26 protein-coding genes and 1 pseudogene are annotated in these 16,936 nt (G+C 33.8%); 13 read left to right on the top strand and 14 right to left on the bottom strand.

The window, feature by feature from the left end; translation table 11 throughout:
- Positions 1-224: 224 nt before the first annotated feature.
- Positions 225-470 carry a cytoplasmic protein gene (locus ACU8YW_RS05410; RefSeq protein WP_087985646.1) on the top strand — a complete coding sequence of 82 codons (246 nt, stop codon included), beginning with the start codon at positions 225-227 and terminating at the stop codon, positions 468-470.
- 76 nt (positions 471-546) lie between these two features.
- Here the strand turns inward: ACU8YW_RS05410 and prsA are convergent, their stop codons facing one another.
- Positions 547-1,413: a peptidylprolyl isomerase PrsA gene (gene prsA / locus ACU8YW_RS05415; RefSeq protein ID WP_088062326.1), complete on the bottom strand. Its 867-nt coding sequence runs from the start codon at positions 1,411-1,413 to the stop codon at positions 547-549.
- Between the two features lie 279 nt (positions 1,414-1,692).
- Between prsA and ACU8YW_RS05420 the strand changes: the two genes are divergently transcribed.
- Positions 1,693-1,806: a hypothetical protein gene (locus ACU8YW_RS05420; RefSeq protein ID WP_002007073.1), complete on the top strand. Its 114-nt coding sequence runs from the start codon at positions 1,693-1,695 to the stop codon at positions 1,804-1,806.
- Positions 1,807-1,836: 30 nt separating this feature from the next.
- Here ACU8YW_RS05420 and ACU8YW_RS05425 read toward each other — a convergent pair whose 3' ends face one another.
- Positions 1,837-2,031 (bottom strand): hypothetical protein, encoded by a 195-nt coding sequence (locus ACU8YW_RS05425; protein WP_000172690.1) that lies wholly within the window; start codon positions 2,029-2,031, stop codon positions 1,837-1,839.
- A 117-nt stretch (positions 2,032-2,148) separates the two neighbouring features.
- Between ACU8YW_RS05425 and ACU8YW_RS05430 the strand changes: the two genes are divergently transcribed.
- On the top strand, positions 2,149-2,484 hold the full coding sequence (locus ACU8YW_RS05430; protein WP_000383652.1) for a DUF1878 family protein: 336 nt from the start codon (positions 2,149-2,151) through the stop codon (positions 2,482-2,484).
- Positions 2,485-2,489: 5 nt separating this feature from the next.
- Here ACU8YW_RS05430 and ACU8YW_RS05435 read toward each other — a convergent pair whose 3' ends face one another.
- The 3 genes from ACU8YW_RS05435 to ACU8YW_RS05445 all read right to left on the bottom strand — a co-directional run bounded on the left by ACU8YW_RS05435 (position 2,490) and on the right by ACU8YW_RS05445 (position 4,328).
- Complete coding sequence (locus ACU8YW_RS05435) at positions 2,490-3,047, bottom strand: HTH-type transcriptional regulator Hpr (protein WP_000834920.1); 558 nt, start codon at positions 3,045-3,047, stop codon at positions 2,490-2,492.
- Between the two features lie 298 nt (positions 3,048-3,345).
- Positions 3,346-3,708: a YtxH domain-containing protein gene (locus tag ACU8YW_RS05440; protein ID WP_087985644.1), complete on the bottom strand. Its 363-nt coding sequence runs from the start codon at positions 3,706-3,708 to the stop codon at positions 3,346-3,348.
- A 185-nt stretch (positions 3,709-3,893) separates the two neighbouring features.
- Positions 3,894-4,328: an HIT family protein gene (locus ACU8YW_RS05445; protein WP_001016840.1), complete on the bottom strand. Its 435-nt coding sequence runs from the start codon at positions 4,326-4,328 to the stop codon at positions 3,894-3,896.
- Between the two features lie 558 nt (positions 4,329-4,886).
- Between ACU8YW_RS05445 and ecsA the strand changes: the two genes are divergently transcribed.
- The 3 genes from ecsA to ecsC are packed head-to-tail and all read left to right on the top strand — an operon-like array spanning position 4,887 to position 7,555.
- On the top strand, positions 4,887-5,630 hold the full coding sequence (gene ecsA / locus ACU8YW_RS05450; protein WP_053565078.1) for an ABC transporter ATP-binding protein EcsA: 744 nt from the start codon (positions 4,887-4,889) through the stop codon (positions 5,628-5,630).
- Positions 5,623-6,834: an ABC transporter permease EcsB gene (gene ecsB, locus ACU8YW_RS05455; protein WP_426933935.1), complete on the top strand. Its 1,212-nt coding sequence runs from the start codon at positions 5,623-5,625 to the stop codon at positions 6,832-6,834. The genes ecsA and ecsB overlap by 8 nt, the downstream gene beginning before the upstream one ends.
- A gap of 13 nt (positions 6,835-6,847) precedes the next feature.
- The gene (gene ecsC, locus ACU8YW_RS05460; RefSeq protein ID WP_000634127.1) at positions 6,848-7,555 is read left to right on the top strand and encodes an ecs operon protein EcsC; all 708 of its coding nucleotides are present in this window, start codon (positions 6,848-6,850) and stop codon (positions 7,553-7,555) included.
- Positions 7,556-7,745: 190 nt separating this feature from the next.
- Here the strand turns inward: ecsC and ACU8YW_RS05465 are convergent, their stop codons facing one another.
- The 6 genes and pseudogenes from ACU8YW_RS05465 to ACU8YW_RS05490 all read right to left on the bottom strand — a co-directional run bounded on the left by ACU8YW_RS05465 (position 7,746) and on the right by ACU8YW_RS05490 (position 10,413).
- Entirely contained in the window at positions 7,746-8,024 is a 279-nt protein-coding gene (locus ACU8YW_RS05465) for a hypothetical protein (RefSeq protein ID WP_088062331.1), read from the bottom strand.
- A 553-nt stretch (positions 8,025-8,577) separates the two neighbouring features.
- The gene (locus ACU8YW_RS05470; RefSeq protein ID WP_223270639.1) at positions 8,578-8,790 is read right to left on the bottom strand and encodes a hypothetical protein; all 213 of its coding nucleotides are present in this window, start codon (positions 8,788-8,790) and stop codon (positions 8,578-8,580) included.
- Positions 8,777-9,097, bottom strand: a complete 321-nt coding sequence (locus tag ACU8YW_RS05475; protein WP_097906855.1) for a hypothetical protein — start codon at positions 9,095-9,097, stop codon at positions 8,777-8,779. The genes ACU8YW_RS05470 and ACU8YW_RS05475 overlap by 14 nt, the downstream gene beginning before the upstream one ends.
- 64 nt (positions 9,098-9,161) lie before the next feature.
- Positions 9,162-9,407, bottom strand: a pseudogene (locus ACU8YW_RS05480) (DUF1433 domain-containing protein); the annotation flags it as partial.
- Positions 9,408-9,607: 200 nt separating this feature from the next.
- The gene (locus ACU8YW_RS05485) at positions 9,608-9,925 is read right to left on the bottom strand and encodes a DUF1433 domain-containing protein (protein WP_097907655.1); all 318 of its coding nucleotides are present in this window, start codon (positions 9,923-9,925) and stop codon (positions 9,608-9,610) included.
- A 245-nt stretch (positions 9,926-10,170) separates the two neighbouring features.
- The gene (locus tag ACU8YW_RS05490; protein ID WP_142293619.1) at positions 10,171-10,413 is read right to left on the bottom strand and encodes a hypothetical protein; all 243 of its coding nucleotides are present in this window, start codon (positions 10,411-10,413) and stop codon (positions 10,171-10,173) included.
- 114 nt (positions 10,414-10,527) lie between these two features.
- On the opposite strand from ACU8YW_RS05490, the gene ACU8YW_RS05495 reads away from it, so the two are divergent.
- Entirely contained in the window at positions 10,528-10,659 is a 132-nt protein-coding gene (locus ACU8YW_RS05495; RefSeq protein ID WP_255288375.1) for a hypothetical protein, read from the top strand.
- A 320-nt stretch (positions 10,660-10,979) separates the two neighbouring features.
- On the opposite strand, the gene ACU8YW_RS05500 is transcribed toward ACU8YW_RS05495, so the two are convergent.
- The 3 genes from ACU8YW_RS05500 to ACU8YW_RS05510 all read right to left on the bottom strand — a co-directional run bounded on the left by ACU8YW_RS05500 (position 10,980) and on the right by ACU8YW_RS05510 (position 12,173).
- On the bottom strand, positions 10,980-11,300 hold the full coding sequence (locus tag ACU8YW_RS05500; RefSeq protein WP_426933934.1) for a hypothetical protein: 321 nt from the start codon (positions 11,298-11,300) through the stop codon (positions 10,980-10,982).
- A 115-nt stretch (positions 11,301-11,415) separates the two neighbouring features.
- Positions 11,416-11,733: a hypothetical protein gene (locus tag ACU8YW_RS05505; protein WP_023521365.1), complete on the bottom strand. Its 318-nt coding sequence runs from the start codon at positions 11,731-11,733 to the stop codon at positions 11,416-11,418.
- 110 nt (positions 11,734-11,843) lie between these two features.
- Positions 11,844-12,173 carry a DUF1433 domain-containing protein gene (locus ACU8YW_RS05510; RefSeq protein WP_097907656.1) on the bottom strand — a complete coding sequence of 110 codons (330 nt, stop codon included), beginning with the start codon at positions 12,171-12,173 and terminating at the stop codon, positions 11,844-11,846.
- Between the two features lie 62 nt (positions 12,174-12,235).
- Here ACU8YW_RS05510 and ACU8YW_RS05515 point away from each other — a divergent pair, with 62 nt between their 5' ends.
- The 6 genes from ACU8YW_RS05515 (at position 12,236) to ACU8YW_RS05540 (ending at position 16,734) form a co-directional block, all read left to right on the top strand.
- Positions 12,236-13,483: a lipase family protein gene (locus ACU8YW_RS05515; RefSeq protein WP_088610600.1), complete on the top strand. Its 1,248-nt coding sequence runs from the start codon at positions 12,236-12,238 to the stop codon at positions 13,481-13,483.
- Between the two features lie 14 nt (positions 13,484-13,497).
- Positions 13,498-13,794 (top strand): hypothetical protein, encoded by a 297-nt coding sequence (locus ACU8YW_RS05520; RefSeq protein WP_001137435.1) that lies wholly within the window; start codon positions 13,498-13,500, stop codon positions 13,792-13,794.
- A 200-nt stretch (positions 13,795-13,994) separates the two neighbouring features.
- On the top strand, positions 13,995-14,576 hold the full coding sequence (locus ACU8YW_RS05525; RefSeq protein WP_088610599.1) for a TetR/AcrR family transcriptional regulator: 582 nt from the start codon (positions 13,995-13,997) through the stop codon (positions 14,574-14,576).
- Positions 14,577-14,578: 2 nt separating this feature from the next.
- Positions 14,579-14,746: a hypothetical protein gene (locus tag ACU8YW_RS05530; protein ID WP_000783808.1), complete on the top strand. Its 168-nt coding sequence runs from the start codon at positions 14,579-14,581 to the stop codon at positions 14,744-14,746.
- Between the two features lie 79 nt (positions 14,747-14,825).
- Positions 14,826-15,302 (top strand): PH domain-containing protein, encoded by a 477-nt coding sequence (locus tag ACU8YW_RS05535; RefSeq protein WP_088610598.1) that lies wholly within the window; start codon positions 14,826-14,828, stop codon positions 15,300-15,302.
- Positions 15,295-16,734 (top strand): PH domain-containing protein, encoded by a 1,440-nt coding sequence (locus ACU8YW_RS05540; protein ID WP_097907537.1) that lies wholly within the window; start codon positions 15,295-15,297, stop codon positions 16,732-16,734. Before ACU8YW_RS05535 ends, ACU8YW_RS05540 begins: the two co-directional genes overlap by 8 nt.
- The last annotated feature ends 202 nt before the right edge of the window (positions 16,735-16,936 follow it).

Consider the following 16,936-nt stretch of genomic DNA (forward strand, 5'->3'; position numbering starts at 1 on the left):
TGTACAATTAATATACGGATAAATACGTTCTGTGTATTTTTGAAAACGTGTTTCTGTACTAATTTAACATAGTTTCTTAATTTAATCAATGATAATAAGATAAACCTTGGTTCCGTGTGGCGTGAATCGAGGTTTTTTTGTGTTTTTCTTTAAGGGAGAATTGTAATTTTATTGAGAAGAATGTAAGTAAACCAAAGGAGAAAATCGGGAATAGGGGGATACTGATGGAAAAATATTTTGAGGAAGCACATCGTTTTTGTTCTTGTAATAGAAAGCACTTAGAAAAGGATGTTATATGTGGTTGTTTCTATTGTTTAGAAATTTTCCATCCAGAAAAAATTACAGAGTGGTGGGATGATGATAACACAGCAGTTTGTCCGCATTGCGGGATTGATTCTATTATCGGAGAAAGTTCTGGATTTAAAATAAAAGAAACGTTTTTAAGTGAAATGCATAAAAGATGGTTTTAGTTAAATGAATGACAAAATCAACTTTCGTTAATGAAGAGGATACATAAAAAAGCTCGGGCTAATCCCGAGCTTTTCATTATTTCTTTTCGTCTTTCTTAGCGTCAGCTTTTTGCTCTTTGAAAAGATCTTTTAAATCTTTATCTTCAACTTTTACGTCAGCTTTTTTGATTTCTTTCATCATAAGATCGTTCATGAATTCAGCGTCTTGTGCTTTCTTCGCAACTAACTCTTTTTTCAGGTCAGCTTTTGATTGCTCGAATGATTTTTCTGGCTCTTTAATGTCTGTAACTTTAATGATGTGGTAACCGAATTGTGTTTTTACAGGTTCGCTTACTTCATCTTTTTTCAGTTTATAAGCAGCATCTTCGAATTCTTTAACCATTTTACCATGTTCGAAGAATCCTAAGTCGCCACCTTTTTCTTTTGAACCAGTATCTTCAGAGTATTGTTTCGCTAACTCTTCGAAAGATTTACCTTGTCCAAGTTCCTCTTTAACCTTTTTCGCAGTCGCTTCATCTTTTACAAGAATGTGGCTTGCTTTAACTTCAGGCTTGTAGTTATCTTTTAATTCTTTATCAGTGATTGTTTTCTCGATAGCTTTTTCTTGAGCTAATTGAGCACGCACACCAGTTTTTAAAGTTTCTTCTTTAATACCTTGTTGTTTTAATAGTGTATCGAATTGATCACCGTATTGTTTTTTCATTTCATCGAACTTTTTGTCTACTTCTTTGTCTTCAACTTTGTAGTTTTTAATAAGTACTTTTTCCATAACCATGTTGTTTAGTACTTGTTTACCAGCTTGTGTCTTCATTTGATTGTAGAACTCGTCTTTTGTAATGTCACCAGCTTTAGATGTAACGATTTTGTCTGATGATGATCCTGTTCCACATGCTGATAATGCGATTACACTTGTTGCGGCTAAGGCAAGCATAGCTTTCTTCATTCGATAAACACTCCTACTATTATGTATTTTTAATTTATCCTACACCAATGAATTTTAGTTCATAAGAGCCCGATTAAGTCTCACTGATACTTTTGCTTTGTATATTGGTAAAGCGCGCTTAACAGGGCTTACCGAGGCTGAGGATAAAGTTAAGATGCGTGTCATTTATTTCATAGTATAAGCAATATGTACAAAATTTAATATATCATATTTCGACTCGATTTCATATTGATAAAGAAAATTTAACCAGTGCGTGTCAGATTTTGAAGGTGTTCCATATTGGGCGCATGCCGCATATACAGAAAAGAGGAGGGGATGGGGATGAATTCTCAACTTATTTTATTACTTGTACTGTTTATTTTATTGGTTATAGTAGGTATAATTTGCTTATAGAGGAAAAAAGTGAGGAAGGGGCTTCCTTCCTCACTTTCCATGAAATATAATTTCTATATAACTAGAAATTAATAAAATTGTTATACATACATTAATAACCCGAAAGACACCGGGTTGGCGGCTCGCAGCTATTTGTTTTCGTTCACACAGTGTATGTGTCATGAAATTCGTGTAAAATATAACAAGAAGTGCGAATGCGACAAAAACAACTGTTATAAGTGTCATGAGGCGAGACCTCCTTTTGGTAAAATACATATACTTTATATATTGTATCATACGATATTTTGTTCGTGTTATAAAATTCAGAAATAGAAGACTTTGTGTTAGAAAGAGAGGGAGAAAATGGACGTTGTTAGAAGATTAGAACAAGCTGAATACTACGTAGACCTACTATTTAAAATGATTGATGAAGAAAAGTGTCCATTTTATTCTTTGATCATAAAGAAAAAAGCTCGTAAAAAAGATATTGAACGTATACTAAATCTTTGTGAAATATTGAACGAGCAATATGTAGTGGAGAAAGCAGAAGGGCTTCTTTTGTTCGATGCGCTGTTAGATCAATTTGAAAAAGCGCTTCCACATCAGCTCGAAGTACACGAAACTGCGGAAGCGCTAGCAAAACAAGGTTTATTTAAGCCGCTTATGAATGAATTCTTAAGCATGATTGCGAAACAATAAATAGATTACTTCTTAACTAACTTCTGATCGGATTCCGTAAAATTCTCCTCAATATTCTCTAATGATTTCTCAAAAATATCGATGAAGTCTTGTCCGTAAATGTTGCGCAAGATAGCGATAAGTTCGATATTTTCTGGGAACTTACCATAGAAATTACGAAGTGCAAGAGCCCCATTAAATACAGAGTTATTTTCAGGATCATACTCCTCCATTAAGCGAAGTAGTAATTCTTCCCCTTTGTCTGTAATCTCAATGTACGTATTTCGTTTATCATCTTCTTTTTTTGAGAATACAAGATAGCCGCGTTCTTCCAGCTTTTTCGAGAAGTTAAACGCCGTTGATACGTGCATAACTCCAAACTTAGCAATCTCAGAAATAGAAGCCCCTTTTAAATGATAAGCGATTGACAAAATATGATGCTCATTAATGTTTAAATCGTAAGGCTTAATCCACTGTTGCCAATCTTTCTCTACACATTTCCATAACGCTTTCGATAATTGAGCAATGCGTTGGCTGAAAATCATCGCTTCTTTTACCGAGTAATCTTTTTCTCCACTTTTCATTTACTCACCCACTTTAACATTCTTTTTCATTACTATCTATTATGCCAGTAAAGTAAAAATTAATAAAGTCTTTTTGTGAGAATTGTGAAAATTTTTCGGAAAAATGACATTCTATACAAATCATGCATAACTATGGAAGCGTTTTATGAGTCGTGAATACATGTGTTGTCCTTACATGTTAAGTGATAACATATATTGTAAATGCATAAAAACACGGCATATCTGTGTGATATGCCGTGTTAAGGTCGATTTATATAAAAAATATTTGTTATATGCAAAAAACTAAGCAGGAATTTGTTTACGCCTTTTCCGGAACAGCTTCTTGTAGTTTCTCAATTGATTTTTGAATGTCCAAAATCTCTTTCTCAATATGGCGTTTGTTTTGAGAAATGTCTTGCTTCCAGTTAGAAATCGTATCGTGCATATCGTCTTTTAATTCTTGAAACACTTCTTTACCTTCTGAAGCAGTTTCAACGATTTGACGTTTTAATAATTTTGTATCAGCTGTAATATCAGCTAAAGTCTTTTTAATATCATTTCCTTTTTCTTTTAACTTACCGCGCATAGCTTTGCCAGAAGAAGGAGTAGAGAAAAGAACGGCTAGTCCAGCAACTGCTCCGCCGCAAATGACACCTGTAATAAAGGATTTAGCTTTTGACATAAAAGGAAACCTCCTTATTTTTTGTTCGTATTCATGATGTGAAAAAATATGCATATCTTTAAGATAAGGGAAAGAAAATTGTGCGGTGCACGTTCCCTGGCATCTTGAGTGAAGAAACAAGCCTTGCAATATTTAATCACGTTAGGAAAGTGGCTTGTTATGTATTACTTCTTATTATAGTGTCACTATTTCACACTATTTGCAATTGTACTTGCGATGTTCTGTAAATTTTCCATTGTGTATTCATTTTGATGTGATTTCCAAACAGCACCGAAACCATCGTTTTCACCGTAGCGTGGAATTAAATGAAGGTGGAAGTGGAACACAGTTTGTCCAGCTTTTTCACCGTTATTGTTAAGTAGGTTAAAGCCAACTGGGTTAAACTCTGCTTTAATCGCATTTGCGATTTTCGGAACGACAGAAAAAATGTGTGATGCGATTTCTGGCGTTAATGCAAAAATGTCTTGTTTGTGAACTTTTGGAATAACAAGGGTATGTCCTTTTGTTACTTGACTAATATCTAAAAATGCAAGCACATGTTCATCTTCGTATACTTTTGAGCAAGGGATTTGCCCGTCAATAATTTTACAAAAAATACAATTATCTGCTGTATGATTCATTGATCTCATCCTTTCAAGTAGCCTTAGCCGTATTTTACCATAATTATATAAGAGAACAAACACGAAAAACAGGAAGCTGACTCAGCTTCCTGTTTTCTGAAGAGGGATTGAAAAAGCATTATCGTAATTTACGTTTCGCAGACACCTCATTTATTTAAGAAATGCACGGTAAATCGGCTAAAGTTTCTGCCGTAGACACCCCATTTTCAAGTGAAATGAATTGCAATCTTTATAAAAGGAAATTGTTTATTTTTTAAAACAGTATATGCTCTTTCGGAGACACCCCGTTTCGAAAATGAAACAAATGATCTGGTTATGTGTAAATTTCTTTGTCCAACATGGACACCCCATTTCATGATGACTTAACTATGTTGTTGTACTCATCAATTGGTGGTCGCTTTTTCAATGTGTTCCTTCTTCACTAATTATGATGTCCGCTTTCGTAAAAATATATGCTAACAAATTTAAAATTTTTTTAAGACATCGATACTATGTAGTACAGCGCCATTTTTGGTAAGATGAATATAGAATGAATACTAATGAAGAAAGTGGTGTCGTATGAGCGAGTTATTGCGTGTAGAAAATGTTACAGGAGGATATACGAAACGACCTGTACTAAAAGATGTTTCGTTCTCTGTTAATAAAGGTGAACTTGTCGGCTTAATCGGTTTAAATGGAGCGGGTAAAAGTACGACGATTAAACATATTATCGGTTTAATGGAACCGAAAAAAGGAACTGTCACAATTAATGGGAAAACAATTCGTGACGATATGACAGCGTACCGTTCTAGTTTTTCGTTCATCCCAGAAACACCAGTATTATATGATGAGCTAACGCTAGAAGAACATTTGAAGCTAACAGCGATGGCGTACGGTGTCGATGAAAAACAATATGAAGAACGTGTAGGACAACTATTACAAGAATTTCGTATGAAAAATCGTTTAAAATGGTTTCCGTCTCATTTCTCAAAAGGGATGAAACAAAAGGTAATGATTATGAGTGCGTTTTTAGTGGAGCCATCTCTTTACATTGTGGACGAACCTTTCGTTGGGCTTGATCCGTTAGCGATTCAATCACTCCTTCAAATGATGGATCAAATGAAAAAGAGCGGCGCGGGCATTTTAATGAGTACACATATTTTAGCGACAGCAGAGCGTTATTGTGATTCGTTCATTATTCTGCATCAAGGTGAAGTAAGAGCGAAGGGAACATTAGCTGAACTACAATCACAGTTTAATATGCCGGGTGCAACGTTAGATGATATTTATATTGCATTAACAAAGGAAGAAGATTATGAATAGCACAGCATTATGGAAAGAACGATTTCGTCACTTTCTAAAAGAAGTTCGTACATATAGTAAATACGTATTTAACGATCATTTAAAATTTATTTTCGTATTCATTATCGGCGCAGGAGCGTACTATTACCAGCAATGGTTACAAACGTTAACACCTTCATTTCCGGCGGCGCTCGTTATGGCAGTGTTGCTTGGTCTCGTATTAACGGCCGGATCTATTCAAACGTTATTAAAAGAAGCAGATCTCGTTTACTTGCTGCCAGTTGAAGAAAAGTTAAAACCTTACTTCACAAAGGCATTTCTCTTTACGTTTATGATTCAGTTATACATAATCGCAATCGTAGCGGCAGCGCTTGCCCCGTTATACTTCCAGCAAATGAAACAAACAGGAGCGGCTTACATATGGATTGTACTCGCGTTTGTCATTGTAAAAGCGTGGAACTTATTTGTAGCGTGGGAAAAGTCATTTTTAACAGATCAAAATATACAAAGAGCAGATTGGTTCATTCGTTTTATTTTAAACGGCTTATTTGTGTACTTCCTTGTAGAGCGTACTTCCGTTATGTTTATTGGCGGAATCGTCCTTCTCATGATGTTATACCTTGTAGTACTGCATCAAATGGTGAAGGGAAAGCCGCTAAACTGGGAGTATTTAATTTCTGAAGAAGGTAAGAAGATGATGCTGCTGTATCACATAGCGAATATGTTCGTTGATGTACCGGCATTAAAAGAAAGAGTAGCACGGAGAAAATGGCTCGATTTCATTCTTTCGATGATTGGTGAAAAACGTACCTATTTATACTTATATACGAGAACGTTTTTACGATCTGGTAACTATTTCGGCTTGTATGTGCGCCTGCTCGCTCTTGGAGGAGTTATTCTTTACTTCATTCCGTTTTTATATGGACGATTTATCGTAAGCCTTATCTTCCTATACTTAATCGGTTATCAGCTCTTAACTTTATGGAAGCATCACCGCATGAAGATTTGGCTTGATTTGTATCCGGTCGGGGGAGAAGAGAAGAAGAAAGATTTTCTTACTTTATTAAATGCAATCCTTATTATCGGTAGCGTGATATTTACAGTTATATTCGCCCTTGCGACGAAAGATTTCATGATGACGGGCATTTTATTAGTCGTAAGCATAGTATTTAGTATCGGTTTCGTTTATCAATACGGGGCGAAACGTATTGAGCGTTTAAATTGAAGGGAATGAACCTATGATTACATACGAAGAGAAGGTTATAAAAGAATTGGAGCAGTGGAAAGCTACATTCATGAAAGATTCTTCTATGATGACACGGTTCTCTAAGAAAGTGCAGACGAAAGTACAACAGCTTATTCCGGCGAAAGTGCAAAAAGTATTAACAGAAACGATTCGGATGATGGTGCAAACGATTAGTGCCGGATCAAACTTTATAAAGCCGAAATTAAAAGAGACGAACTGGTCATTGCAAAGAAGAGACGACGAAGTACGTAAAAAAATGGATGAGTACAAAAAAATAGCAGCGGCAGAAGGAGCGGGGACGGGAGCAGGCGGTATTCTCCTTGGCCTTGCTGACTTTCCGCTTTTACTCGGCATTAAAATTAAATTTTTATTCGATGCAGCAACATTGTACGGATTTGATACGAGCGACAAAGAAGAGCGCCTTTTTATCCTTCACGTTTTCCAACTTGCCTTTTCAAGTGACGACCACCGAAAAGAAATATGGAAAGCCATCGAAACGTGGGATACAGAAGAAGAAAACCATATGGACTGGGAAAAGTTCCAAACAGAGTACCGAGACTATATCGATTTAGCAAAAATGCTTCAGCTCGTACCAATAATCGGTGCCCCGGTCGGCGCGTATGCGAACTATCAATTACTGCAAAGACTTGGGGAAGTAACGATGAATTGTTATCGTATGCGATTGCTGAATAGGAATTAAAAAGAAAGCATCCTAAATGTGTGATTTAGGATGCTTTTTTGTTTTAATGATTAATGCATCAAAAGAAGAAGGTATAATTCAGATTGTCTTTTCAGTGTTTTAGGCTGAAATTAGTAGTGGAGGTAGTTGACATGTAATAAGGTAATTATGACTCTAGATGATCTAATTCCCATCCAACAACTGAATAATTTTAACGTTTAATAATTGAAACAAAGAAATTTCTGTTTTTCTGGTCTTTTACATGACCAGAAACTCGAATCATACCACCACTAGCGGCAGGTTTAATATCAACTTTAGTCACTATAACATCAATATTTTCTTTTTTCTTCATATGTTCTATGGCAGCTGTAGCAGCTTTTTCTTTTTCTATATTTCTATCATGCATAATTTTTAGTGTACATCCTATAGTTAAAGTTATAATTGTGATCATGATTAAAATTATGATGTTTTTCTTTTTTAATTCCCTCATACAATCCCTCCTGGAATTATCTTGTAATTAATACTATAAATTATTTTTAAGGAGAGGGAAATATAAGTAATACGGTTAGTGGTGAATTTCTTGTTCGTTTATCAAGAATAAGTTTGGAATCATAAAGAAACTTGGGAAGCTATTGAAATACCTAGTTCTGTATCATTACATAATTTTATAAATAGTTGCATCAAAATAAATTGTTATTGCTTTTCGGAGTTTGCTTTATGATGCGGACACATTTGATGTACTAGGTGTCCTTACGTTTTTTAATAGTTTGTATGTTTCTCGACTGTACTTAAGGGATGCAAAAAACACTTATAGATACAATCTATGAGTGTTTTTGGTGGTATGGGTTTATTTAGGCGTTCATTATAATCTTATCTCGCCCCAAATTCGTCTGGAGCACAGAAGTTAGGTGGGGACGAACAAAACCCCCACTGATAAAAATTTTACTTTATTCGTCGCCCCAATATGCAACTTCATAATTTTGGGATTTATTTATTACAACGTAAAGTTTTTTTGGTTATTGTTTTTATCATACCCTCTAACTCTAATAAAGCCCGCAAGTTCTAATTGTTGAATTTTTACATCGGTTACCACAAAATCTATTTTTTTCTTTTTTCATAGTTTCTATTGCAACTTCAGCAGCCTTTTCTTTTGCAGCATTTTGGTCATGAATAAACTTTGCTATATAACCTATGATTAACATCATAATTATTACGGATAATAATATGAAAATATTTTGTTTCTTATTGAGAATCATCTAAATTCCAACCCATGATAGAATAATTTTGTTTTTTGCTTACTGTGACATAAAACTTTCTTTTTTTATCATTTTCCGCATATCCTCTAACCTCAATAAACCCCCCTTGAAAAGCGGATTTAATATCGACTTTAGTTACTATAACATCTATATTTTCTTTTGTTTTTATATGTTGTATAGCAGCTTCAGCAGCTCTTTCTTTTGTTATATTTCTATCGTGAATAAAGGATGCAGTACAGCCTATGGCAAAAATTATAACTGTTACAATGATTAAAATTATAATCCTTTTCTTTTTTGATTGATCCATATGTATCTCCTGAAATTTCTTTATATTATTTTTTATAAAGAAATAATATAAAACAAATCGTGAACTAATCGTATTTTAGTTCGAAATTTTTGGTGGTTGAAATGGTACTGATATGATAGTTATTAGCGTATTCAACTGCAACACTAAATTCTTTGTTTTTGTCATCCGTTACATAACCAGATATAAAAATTGTTTGAAGATCATTTGGAGTGAATTTATGTTTAGTAATAGTTACATCTACGTTTTCCTCCTCCTTGAAGTATTTAAGAGTTTCTTCTTTAGCCTTATTAACGATTTGTTGTTCCTTATTTTATTATTTTAATATCCATATTTATCCTCCAATGATGGCATCTTGATTATATAAAATATCGTGATAGAAGGAATGTTTTTAGTGAAAAAAGCACTCACTTTTTCTGGTAGCGGGTGCTTTTTAGTTTTCTTTCTTATAAGGAATACTCCTGAATTAAAGAAACAAACTTAAATAGTTATGTTGAAGTGAAACCGTTAGATTTAGTGTTTTAAATCAAAACCTTCAGATGTGGAAATGGAACCGATGTGATAATCATCTTTATAATCAATTGAAGTAGTAAATTTCTTATTTGTATCATCTTTGATATGACCCGTTATAAAAATAGTTTCGATATCATTAGAAGGAAATCTATGATTTGTAATAGTCACTTCTAAATTCTCTTTTTCTTTGAAATACTGAATGGTTTCTTCTGTTGCTTTATTAACGATTTGTTGTTCAGTATTTTTTTGATCTATCGTACATCCTCCTAAAAGGATAAGTGTAAAGATAAAGAATAATCTTATAGCATATTTTTTCACGAATAATCACTCCGTTAATAGTGCGTTATATTCCTGTTAACTAAAATGTATATCCACAGAATATGGTGTGGATGGGTATAAAGAAACGGGACTCTAAAGTAAAAAGGTTATTAGTTTTTAAGTTTTAAATTTTTAATGTTAGAAGTCAGGCTGATTGAATAGTCATCCTAGCCTTTATATACACATGAAATAATTAGAATTAATATGAATGCCCAACAAAAATATATTGTATTTTCATATTAATTTCAGTCATCATAACTAATACTTTCAACCTTATATTTATCTTTATAATTTATATCTGCAGTTATTTTACGATTTGGATTATTAGTTACATGACCCGATACAAAAATTACTCCAAAATCCGCAGGGCCGAATTCGACTTTTGTCACTGTAACATCTAGTTTTTTATCCGCTTTAAAATGTTGGATTGCGATCTTTGTTGCTTTTTCTTTTAATGCTATTTCTTCATCATTCTTTTGTTTGTTCATATACATCAACCCTCCAATAAAAAATATAATTATAATTACTATTAACAAAAAAACCTTTTTTTTCAAAAAAATCACCCTCTTCTAATAATAAACTATTTATTATGGGGTAAAAGAATGAAAGAAAGTGCAGTTTTAGATCAAATTTATTATGATTTGGCAAAGGGAGCGTGTAGGACTAATTTAGGTGAAAATTATGAGATAAAGGATTATATAGATCAAAAAAAATTTTACAGACATGAAAAGTAGGAGAAGCATTCCACGATAAATTCGAATAGGCGCAGTCGTCTTTGTAAGAGATGTGAATGGGGGAAAAGCAAGTTATGATAGCTTTCTAGGGGACAGAATGAGATAAAATTATAGAGAAAAACTCTTTAGGCGTTCTGATGAAGCTAGAGAAGGTATGAAGGATTTAAAAACAGATACAAATTATTTTGTTAAGAAAGAAATTCATATGCTAAAATATTTTACGTAAAAAAGACACCATAAAGTGTCTTTGATAGACTTGGTAACCAAGCTCTATATATTATATTAACCTTAAATATTATTAAATTTTTTTAGATTTATTATTAATAATTTAATTTAAAGTTTTCAGAACGAGATATAGAACCGGCCCTATATTCCCCATCACCAAATTCTACATCTACTGAGAATTCTTTACTTTTATCATCCTTAACATAACCATCTATAAATACAGTTTGAAAATCATTTGGAGGAAAGCTATGCCCTGTAATTACTACATCTAAATTATGTTTTTCTTTAAAATACTGAATGGTTGTTTCTGTTGCTTGATTAACGATTTGTTGTTCCTCATTCTTTTGATCTATAGTGCATCCTCCTAAAAGGATAAGTGTAAAAATAAAGAATAATCTTATACCGTATTTTTTCATGAATAATCCCTCCATAAATGTTGCGTTATATTCCTCTTCACTAAATTTTATATCCACAGAACATTGTGTGGTGGGGTATAAAGAAAAGGCACTTTAAAAGAGTACCTTTTCTTTATTATTTTAAATGTAAATTTTCACTTGTAGAGATAGAACCTATTGTATACTCATCTCCACCGTATTCTATTGTAATATTAAATGTTTTGCTTTCATCATTTTTTATATAGCCGGAGATAAAGATACCTTGTAAATCACTTGGAGCAAATCTATAATCAGTGATTACTACATCTAAGTCTTGTTTTTCTTTGAAGTATTGGATTGTCCTTTCTTCTGCCTTTTCAACTATTTGTTGTTCAGTATTTTTTTGATCTATCGTACATCCTCCTAAAAGGATAAGTGTAAAGATAAAGAATAATCTTATAGCATATTTTTTCACGAATAATCACTCCATGAATGTTGCGTTATATTCCTCTTCAATAAATTTTATATTCACTGAACATTGTGTGGTGAAGTATAAAGAAAAGGCACTCTAAAGTGCCTGGATTATTAGTTTTTAAGCTCTAAATTTTTGGTGGTTGAAATAGCGCCGATATGATAATTATTTGCGTATTCAACTGAAGCAGTAAATTCTTTAGTTTTATCATTAGTCACATAGCCTGATATAGAGATAGTTTGAAAGTCTTTTGGTCCAAATTCATGATCAGTAATTGATACATCTAAGCCCTCTGTTTTTTTGAAATATTGAATGGTTTCTTCTTTGGCCTTTTCAATTATTTGTTGTTCTTCTTGTTCTTGTTTCACAGTACACCCTCCTAATATAGTAAGAATAAGAATTAAAACTAAATAAAAACTAATTTTTTTGTTTTTATTTGCCATAATTACCCTCCAAAAAATGTTATCTTAATTATTATAATACTTTTTTTATAGGAGGAGAAAAGATGACTGGAAATAATCAAGTTTTAGATAGTACATATTATCAATTATCTAATATGGCATATTATAATGATAAGAAACTTAAAGATAGAGTTTATATTAAAGATAGTAGCAATAATGTAATGCAAGAGTGGGGCGTAAATGAAACATTCCACGACAAACAAACCGGAATGGATGCAGTAGTCTTTGAACGAGATGTCGATGGGAAAAAGCAAGTTATGGTATCTTTCCGAGGAACAGAAGGGGATAAAATTATAGAGAAAAACTCTTTAGGCATTCCGATGAAGCCAGGGGAAGGCATGAAGGATTTAAAAACGGATACCAATCATTTTGTATTACGAGAAGGTGTTCATGAACCAGCAGCACCTCCTGTAGCAGGGACTGAGAATGAAGGTTCAAAGAAATATTGGAATGAAGAGAATCAGCGCTGGGAAACACATAATCAATTCGAACAAGCTGAAAGGGTCATGAAACAAGTAACGGATACATACAAGGACAGGGATGATGTGGAGATATATACGACGGGTCATTCGTTAGGGGGAGCTTTAGCGGAATATGCAGCGGCATCTAATGATAATGTAAGATGTATGTCATGGAATGCGCCGAGTGCAAAACATTTGTTACCGCCTGATTTACAAGAAAGAGCAAATAATGGTGAGTTTAATAATAGAATTGTAAGTGTTGTTCACGGAAATGATTCAATTGGCTATGGACCATTTGGTGCATATGAAAGTCATATAGGCTCTACTTATGCGGTAACCCCACCAATTTCGAAAGAAGAAATGTCAAAGCTATCATTACAGCAAAAGCTTGGGATGGATGTTACTCGATTTTTGAATTCGATAAGTGGCCCTGGTTATCATTATCAAACAGATCAGAACTTCCGGTTTGGAGAGAATGGGTCTTTATCCAATAAATACTTGTTAAATGTAGACACGAATGAAAGAGTTTATGATTCACCAGGCGCGTTATTAGGCGGGGGAGAAATTCGTGTAGTGGTAGAGAATTTAGAACAAGCCGTAAGAGATATGAAGCGAAACGCACAAGAATTTCAAGATAGAGTACCGAGGTTAATTTCTAATATGATGACACTATTAGAAACGGCTGAAAGTAGACGAGTAGAAGCTAAAGTAAATAATATACGTGCACATGTAGAGCATTTAAGTTTTTGGTACATACGAACAGCAACGGAAATTTCAGATTTTATTGAGAAGAAAGCCGATGATTATAAGAAGACGGATCAACAATATTAAGGGAGAAGATTAGGATGCCGAGAATTTACTTAAATGAAGAAGCATTGAACCAAGCTTTACAACAATTTGACCATATGATTCAAGACTTAAATCATAATAAAAGAGTTGTAAGTAATGTACATAATTTACTCTTATCAAGCTGGTCGCAACTTGGAGTGGGGAAGAAGGCTATTAGCGATTTAGAATCTTTTAAAAAAGATATCGAAAGAAGGATGGAAGAATTAGAGTCTGATAAAAGAGAGTTAAAGGGTGCGATTGATTTATTAAAAGCGTTAGATCAAAGTTATGATTACATGGGGCCTAAATATTAAATTACAAGAAGCACTCACAAAGGTGCTTTTTGTAGTTTAACTGGATTAAAGGTTATTGTAGTCATTATTAAGGAATATGATCCTAGATCCATAATGTAGATTGAAAAGTAATATACAGTTTTGAATCAAACTTGCAAACGATGATTTTTTATTTTACAATTTATTTACCGACCGGTAAGTAAAAATAAGTGAGGTACAGTATGACAAAGAATTTACAAACATCGCAAAACATTGTAGAGGCATCATTTAAACTCATGGCAGAGCACGGCATTGAGAAGATGAGCCTTTCCATGATTGCGAAAGAGGTAGGTATTTCAAAACCGGCTATTTATTATCATTTTTCTTCTAAAGAAGCGTTAGTCGATTTTTTATTTGAAGAAATTTTCTCTGGGTATCATTTCGTGAGTTATTTCGATAAAGAACAATATAAGAAAGAAAACTTTGCAGAAAAGTTAATTGCTGATGGTTTACATATGCTCTCTGAGTATGAAGGGCAAGAAGGAATATTACGCGTTATAAATGAATTTATCGTAACTGCATCGCGAAATGAAAAGTATCAGAAACGCTTATTTGAAATACAAGAAGATTTCTTAAATGGTTTCCACGATTTATTGAAGAAAGGTGTAGAACTTGACGTTGTGTCACAACAGGCAACGGAAGAAAATGCTCATACGTTAGCGCTCGTAATCGATAATATGAGTAATTACATGTTAATGGGGTTCCAGTTAAAGTATAAAGAAATTTGGATTCGAAATGTGAAAAACGTCTTGAAGGAGGAATAAAAGTGAAAATGCAAAAAAACTGGTGGCTCGGTTTTCTCGGATTTATTGGGATTTATAAAATTCCAGGTATGATTGAAGCTTTTCAAGCAGATGGAAGTTGGATGAAGTTAATTGGCTTCATTTGGCTACTTTGGTTCGGATATTTTATTCCTGAGAAGAAAGAAGATTGAATTTCAATTTTATGTAAAGTTATGTAAAATATAGATTGAGAGTATTCGTATATTAGATTACTAGATTTGGAGTGGTTACATGGATCCATTGAAAAATGAAATTAACCCTGACATGGTCAAGGTGTGGAAAGTTCGTGCTGTAATTGAAGAAGGAATCGGTATTCTCGTCATTTTAGCTTACCTTTTCCTCATGATAAAGTTTGATTGGTGGGCGTGGATTTTGTATGTAATGATTGGGCTAACAGTTGTGTTCGCACCATTTTCGTACTTTTTATTCCCGAAACTACGTCAACGTTATTACAGTTATCAATTAAATGAAGAAGAACTTGAAATTCAGCACGGTCTTTTCGTCGTAAAGCGCGTATTAGTACCGATGATTCGTGTACAGCACGTGACGATTGAACAAGGTCCAATTATGAGAAAATATGGATTAGCAGAATTACACATTTCAACAGCGGCAACTTCTCACAGCATCCCAGGCTTAACGATGTATGAAGCAGAAATGTTGAAAACGAAAATCGCACAATTAGCGAAAGTGAGTGATGAGGATGTATAAGAGGCAGCATCCGATCACGATGTTATTAGAATTAAAAATAACAGATTTTATACCACTCATTATTTTCATGTTTAGTTTAAATGGAAAATTCCCGTTTTGGTATTTAATCCCCGCTGCATTCGGTTTACTCACCGTTTTTTCAGCATTTGAAAAATGGTATTACACAACATATTGGGTCGAAAATAACGTATTACACGTAAAACAAGGGCTCTTTGTGAAGAAGGAGAGCTACTTAAATAAAGAGCGTGTTCAAACGATTAATACAAGTTCTAACGTGCTATATCAAATGCTTGGCTTAAAAAAGATTCAAATCGAAACAGCAGGGGGAGGCGACGATGCAGAAGTAAGCTTAGCTGGTATTACAGTAGAAGAAGCAACAGAGCTTATTGCAATGCTAAATGATCCAACTCCAGAAGTGAAAGCAGAAGAAACATCAGAAGAAGTAGTAGAAAAAGAAATCGTAACAGAAGAAAAACAAGCGACTGAATATAAATTAACTTGGAAAGAAATTTTGCTAGCGTCTGTTACATCTGGTCAGTTTGGACTATTATTCTCATTAATCTTTTTCGTGTATCACCAAGTAGATGAGTACATTCCGAAATGGATAGAGAATGGCGTCAAGTCGTATGTAATGGAACATGATATATATGGCTGGATTTTCATGATAGCTATTTTGATTGTCCTTTCATGGATTATATCGACAATCGGTTATGCGCTAAAACATGGAGATTTCACAGTGAATCGAAGAAATGATGAAGTCCGCATTTCGCAAGGATTACTTGAGAAAAAAGAACTCGTCCTAAAATTGCACCGCATTCAAGGTATTACGATAAAAGAAAGTATTTTGCGTCAGCCATTCGGTTATTGTGCTGTACAAGTAGAAGTGATTCAAGGTAAAGGACTGGGTGACGAGAAAGAAAAAGTTACACTGCATCCTATCATTCGAAAAGATCGCGTACAACAGTTACTCGCACATTTACAACTACCATATGAACTGAATACAAACATTATTTCATTACCAAAAGCAGCATTACGTCGTTACTTAATTGATAGTTTTATATTCTTCGCAATGCTAGCAATCCCGCTTACTGGAATAAGTATATACTTTGAAAAGTATTACATCATGTGGGCATTCATTCCGCTCGCGTTCCTCATCTTTACACTTGGATACGCAACATTTAAAACAAATGGCTACAGTGTAAATGGAGAGCAAATTACGCTTGTATATCGCAGCGTCGGCAAATATACAGGGCTTGTTAGAAGAAGGCACGTCCAATCAATGGAAAAGACACAATCCTATTTCCAGCGCCGTGCAAATCTATGTACGTACAAATTCTCTAGCGCATCATCGGATTATAAATTAGAGCATACGAGAGTAGAAGATGCGGAGAGAATGCAGGATTGGTATAAGAAGAGAATGAGTGAGAATTAACTTGAAAAAGCTTGCCTATTATGAAAGGCAGGCTTTTTTTATTATAGGAAAATGAGTGACTTAATTCATATATTAGTAAAGCTACAGCGCACATATATCAATACATATCAAAAAAAGGTAGTATGCTTCTATTTCAGGAAAATCTGTGGAATTTTTGATGTGAATGGTATACTAATATAGAAAAAGTATTAGGAGGCTATAT

The sequence above is a fragment of the Bacillus pretiosus genome (genome assembly GCF_052947655.1).

Excerpts from the sequence above, each read along its gene's own strand:
- ACU8YW_RS05410 (WP_087985646.1), top strand. The coding sequence starts at position 225 with ATGGAAAAATATTTTGAGGAAGCACATCGTTTTTGTTCTTGTAATAGA.
- prsA (WP_088062326.1), bottom strand. The coding sequence starts at position 1,413 with ATGAAGAAAGCTATGCTTGCCTTAGCCGCAACAAGTGTAATCGCATTA.
- ACU8YW_RS05425 (WP_000172690.1), bottom strand. The coding sequence starts at position 2,031 with ATGACACTTATAACAGTTGTTTTTGTCGCATTCGCACTTCTTGTTATA.
- ACU8YW_RS05430 (WP_000383652.1), top strand. The coding sequence starts at position 2,149 with ATGGACGTTGTTAGAAGATTAGAACAAGCTGAATACTACGTAGACCTA.
- ACU8YW_RS05435 (WP_000834920.1), bottom strand. The coding sequence starts at position 3,047 with ATGAAAAGTGGAGAAAAAGATTACTCGGTAAAAGAAGCGATGATTTTC.
- ACU8YW_RS05440 (WP_087985644.1), bottom strand. The coding sequence starts at position 3,708 with ATGTCAAAAGCTAAATCCTTTATTACAGGTGTCATTTGCGGCGGAGCA.
- ACU8YW_RS05445 (WP_001016840.1), bottom strand. The coding sequence starts at position 4,328 with ATGAATCATACAGCAGATAATTGTATTTTTTGTAAAATTATTGACGGG.
- ecsA (WP_053565078.1), top strand. The coding sequence starts at position 4,887 with ATGAGCGAGTTATTGCGTGTAGAAAATGTTACAGGAGGATATACGAAA.
- ecsB (WP_426933935.1), top strand. The coding sequence starts at position 5,623 with ATGAATAGCACAGCATTATGGAAAGAACGATTTCGTCACTTTCTAAAA.
- ecsC (WP_000634127.1), top strand. The coding sequence starts at position 6,848 with ATGATTACATACGAAGAGAAGGTTATAAAAGAATTGGAGCAGTGGAAA.
- ACU8YW_RS05465 (WP_088062331.1), bottom strand. The coding sequence starts at position 8,024 with ATGAGGGAATTAAAAAAGAAAAACATCATAATTTTAATCATGATCACA.
- ACU8YW_RS05470 (WP_223270639.1), bottom strand. The coding sequence starts at position 8,790 with ATGATTCTCAATAAGAAACAAAATATTTTCATATTATTATCCGTAATA.
- ACU8YW_RS05475 (WP_097906855.1), bottom strand. The coding sequence starts at position 9,097 with ATGGATCAATCAAAAAAGAAAAGGATTATAATTTTAATCATTGTAACA.
- ACU8YW_RS05490 (WP_142293619.1), bottom strand. The coding sequence starts at position 10,413 with ATGAACAAACAAAAGAATGATGAAGAAATAGCATTAAAAGAAAAAGCA.
- ACU8YW_RS05495 (WP_255288375.1), top strand. The coding sequence starts at position 10,528 with ATGAAAGAAAGTGCAGTTTTAGATCAAATTTATTATGATTTGGCAAAG.
- ACU8YW_RS05500 (WP_426933934.1), bottom strand. The coding sequence starts at position 11,300 with ATGAAAAAATACGGTATAAGATTATTCTTTATTTTTACACTTATCCTT.
- ACU8YW_RS05510 (WP_097907656.1), bottom strand. The coding sequence starts at position 12,173 with ATGGCAAATAAAAACAAAAAAATTAGTTTTTATTTAGTTTTAATTCTT.
- ACU8YW_RS05515 (WP_088610600.1), top strand. The coding sequence starts at position 12,236 with ATGACTGGAAATAATCAAGTTTTAGATAGTACATATTATCAATTATCT.
- ACU8YW_RS05520 (WP_001137435.1), top strand. The coding sequence starts at position 13,498 with ATGCCGAGAATTTACTTAAATGAAGAAGCATTGAACCAAGCTTTACAA.
- ACU8YW_RS05525 (WP_088610599.1), top strand. The coding sequence starts at position 13,995 with ATGACAAAGAATTTACAAACATCGCAAAACATTGTAGAGGCATCATTT.
- ACU8YW_RS05535 (WP_088610598.1), top strand. The coding sequence starts at position 14,826 with ATGGATCCATTGAAAAATGAAATTAACCCTGACATGGTCAAGGTGTGG.
- ACU8YW_RS05540 (WP_097907537.1), top strand. The coding sequence starts at position 15,295 with ATGTATAAGAGGCAGCATCCGATCACGATGTTATTAGAATTAAAAATA.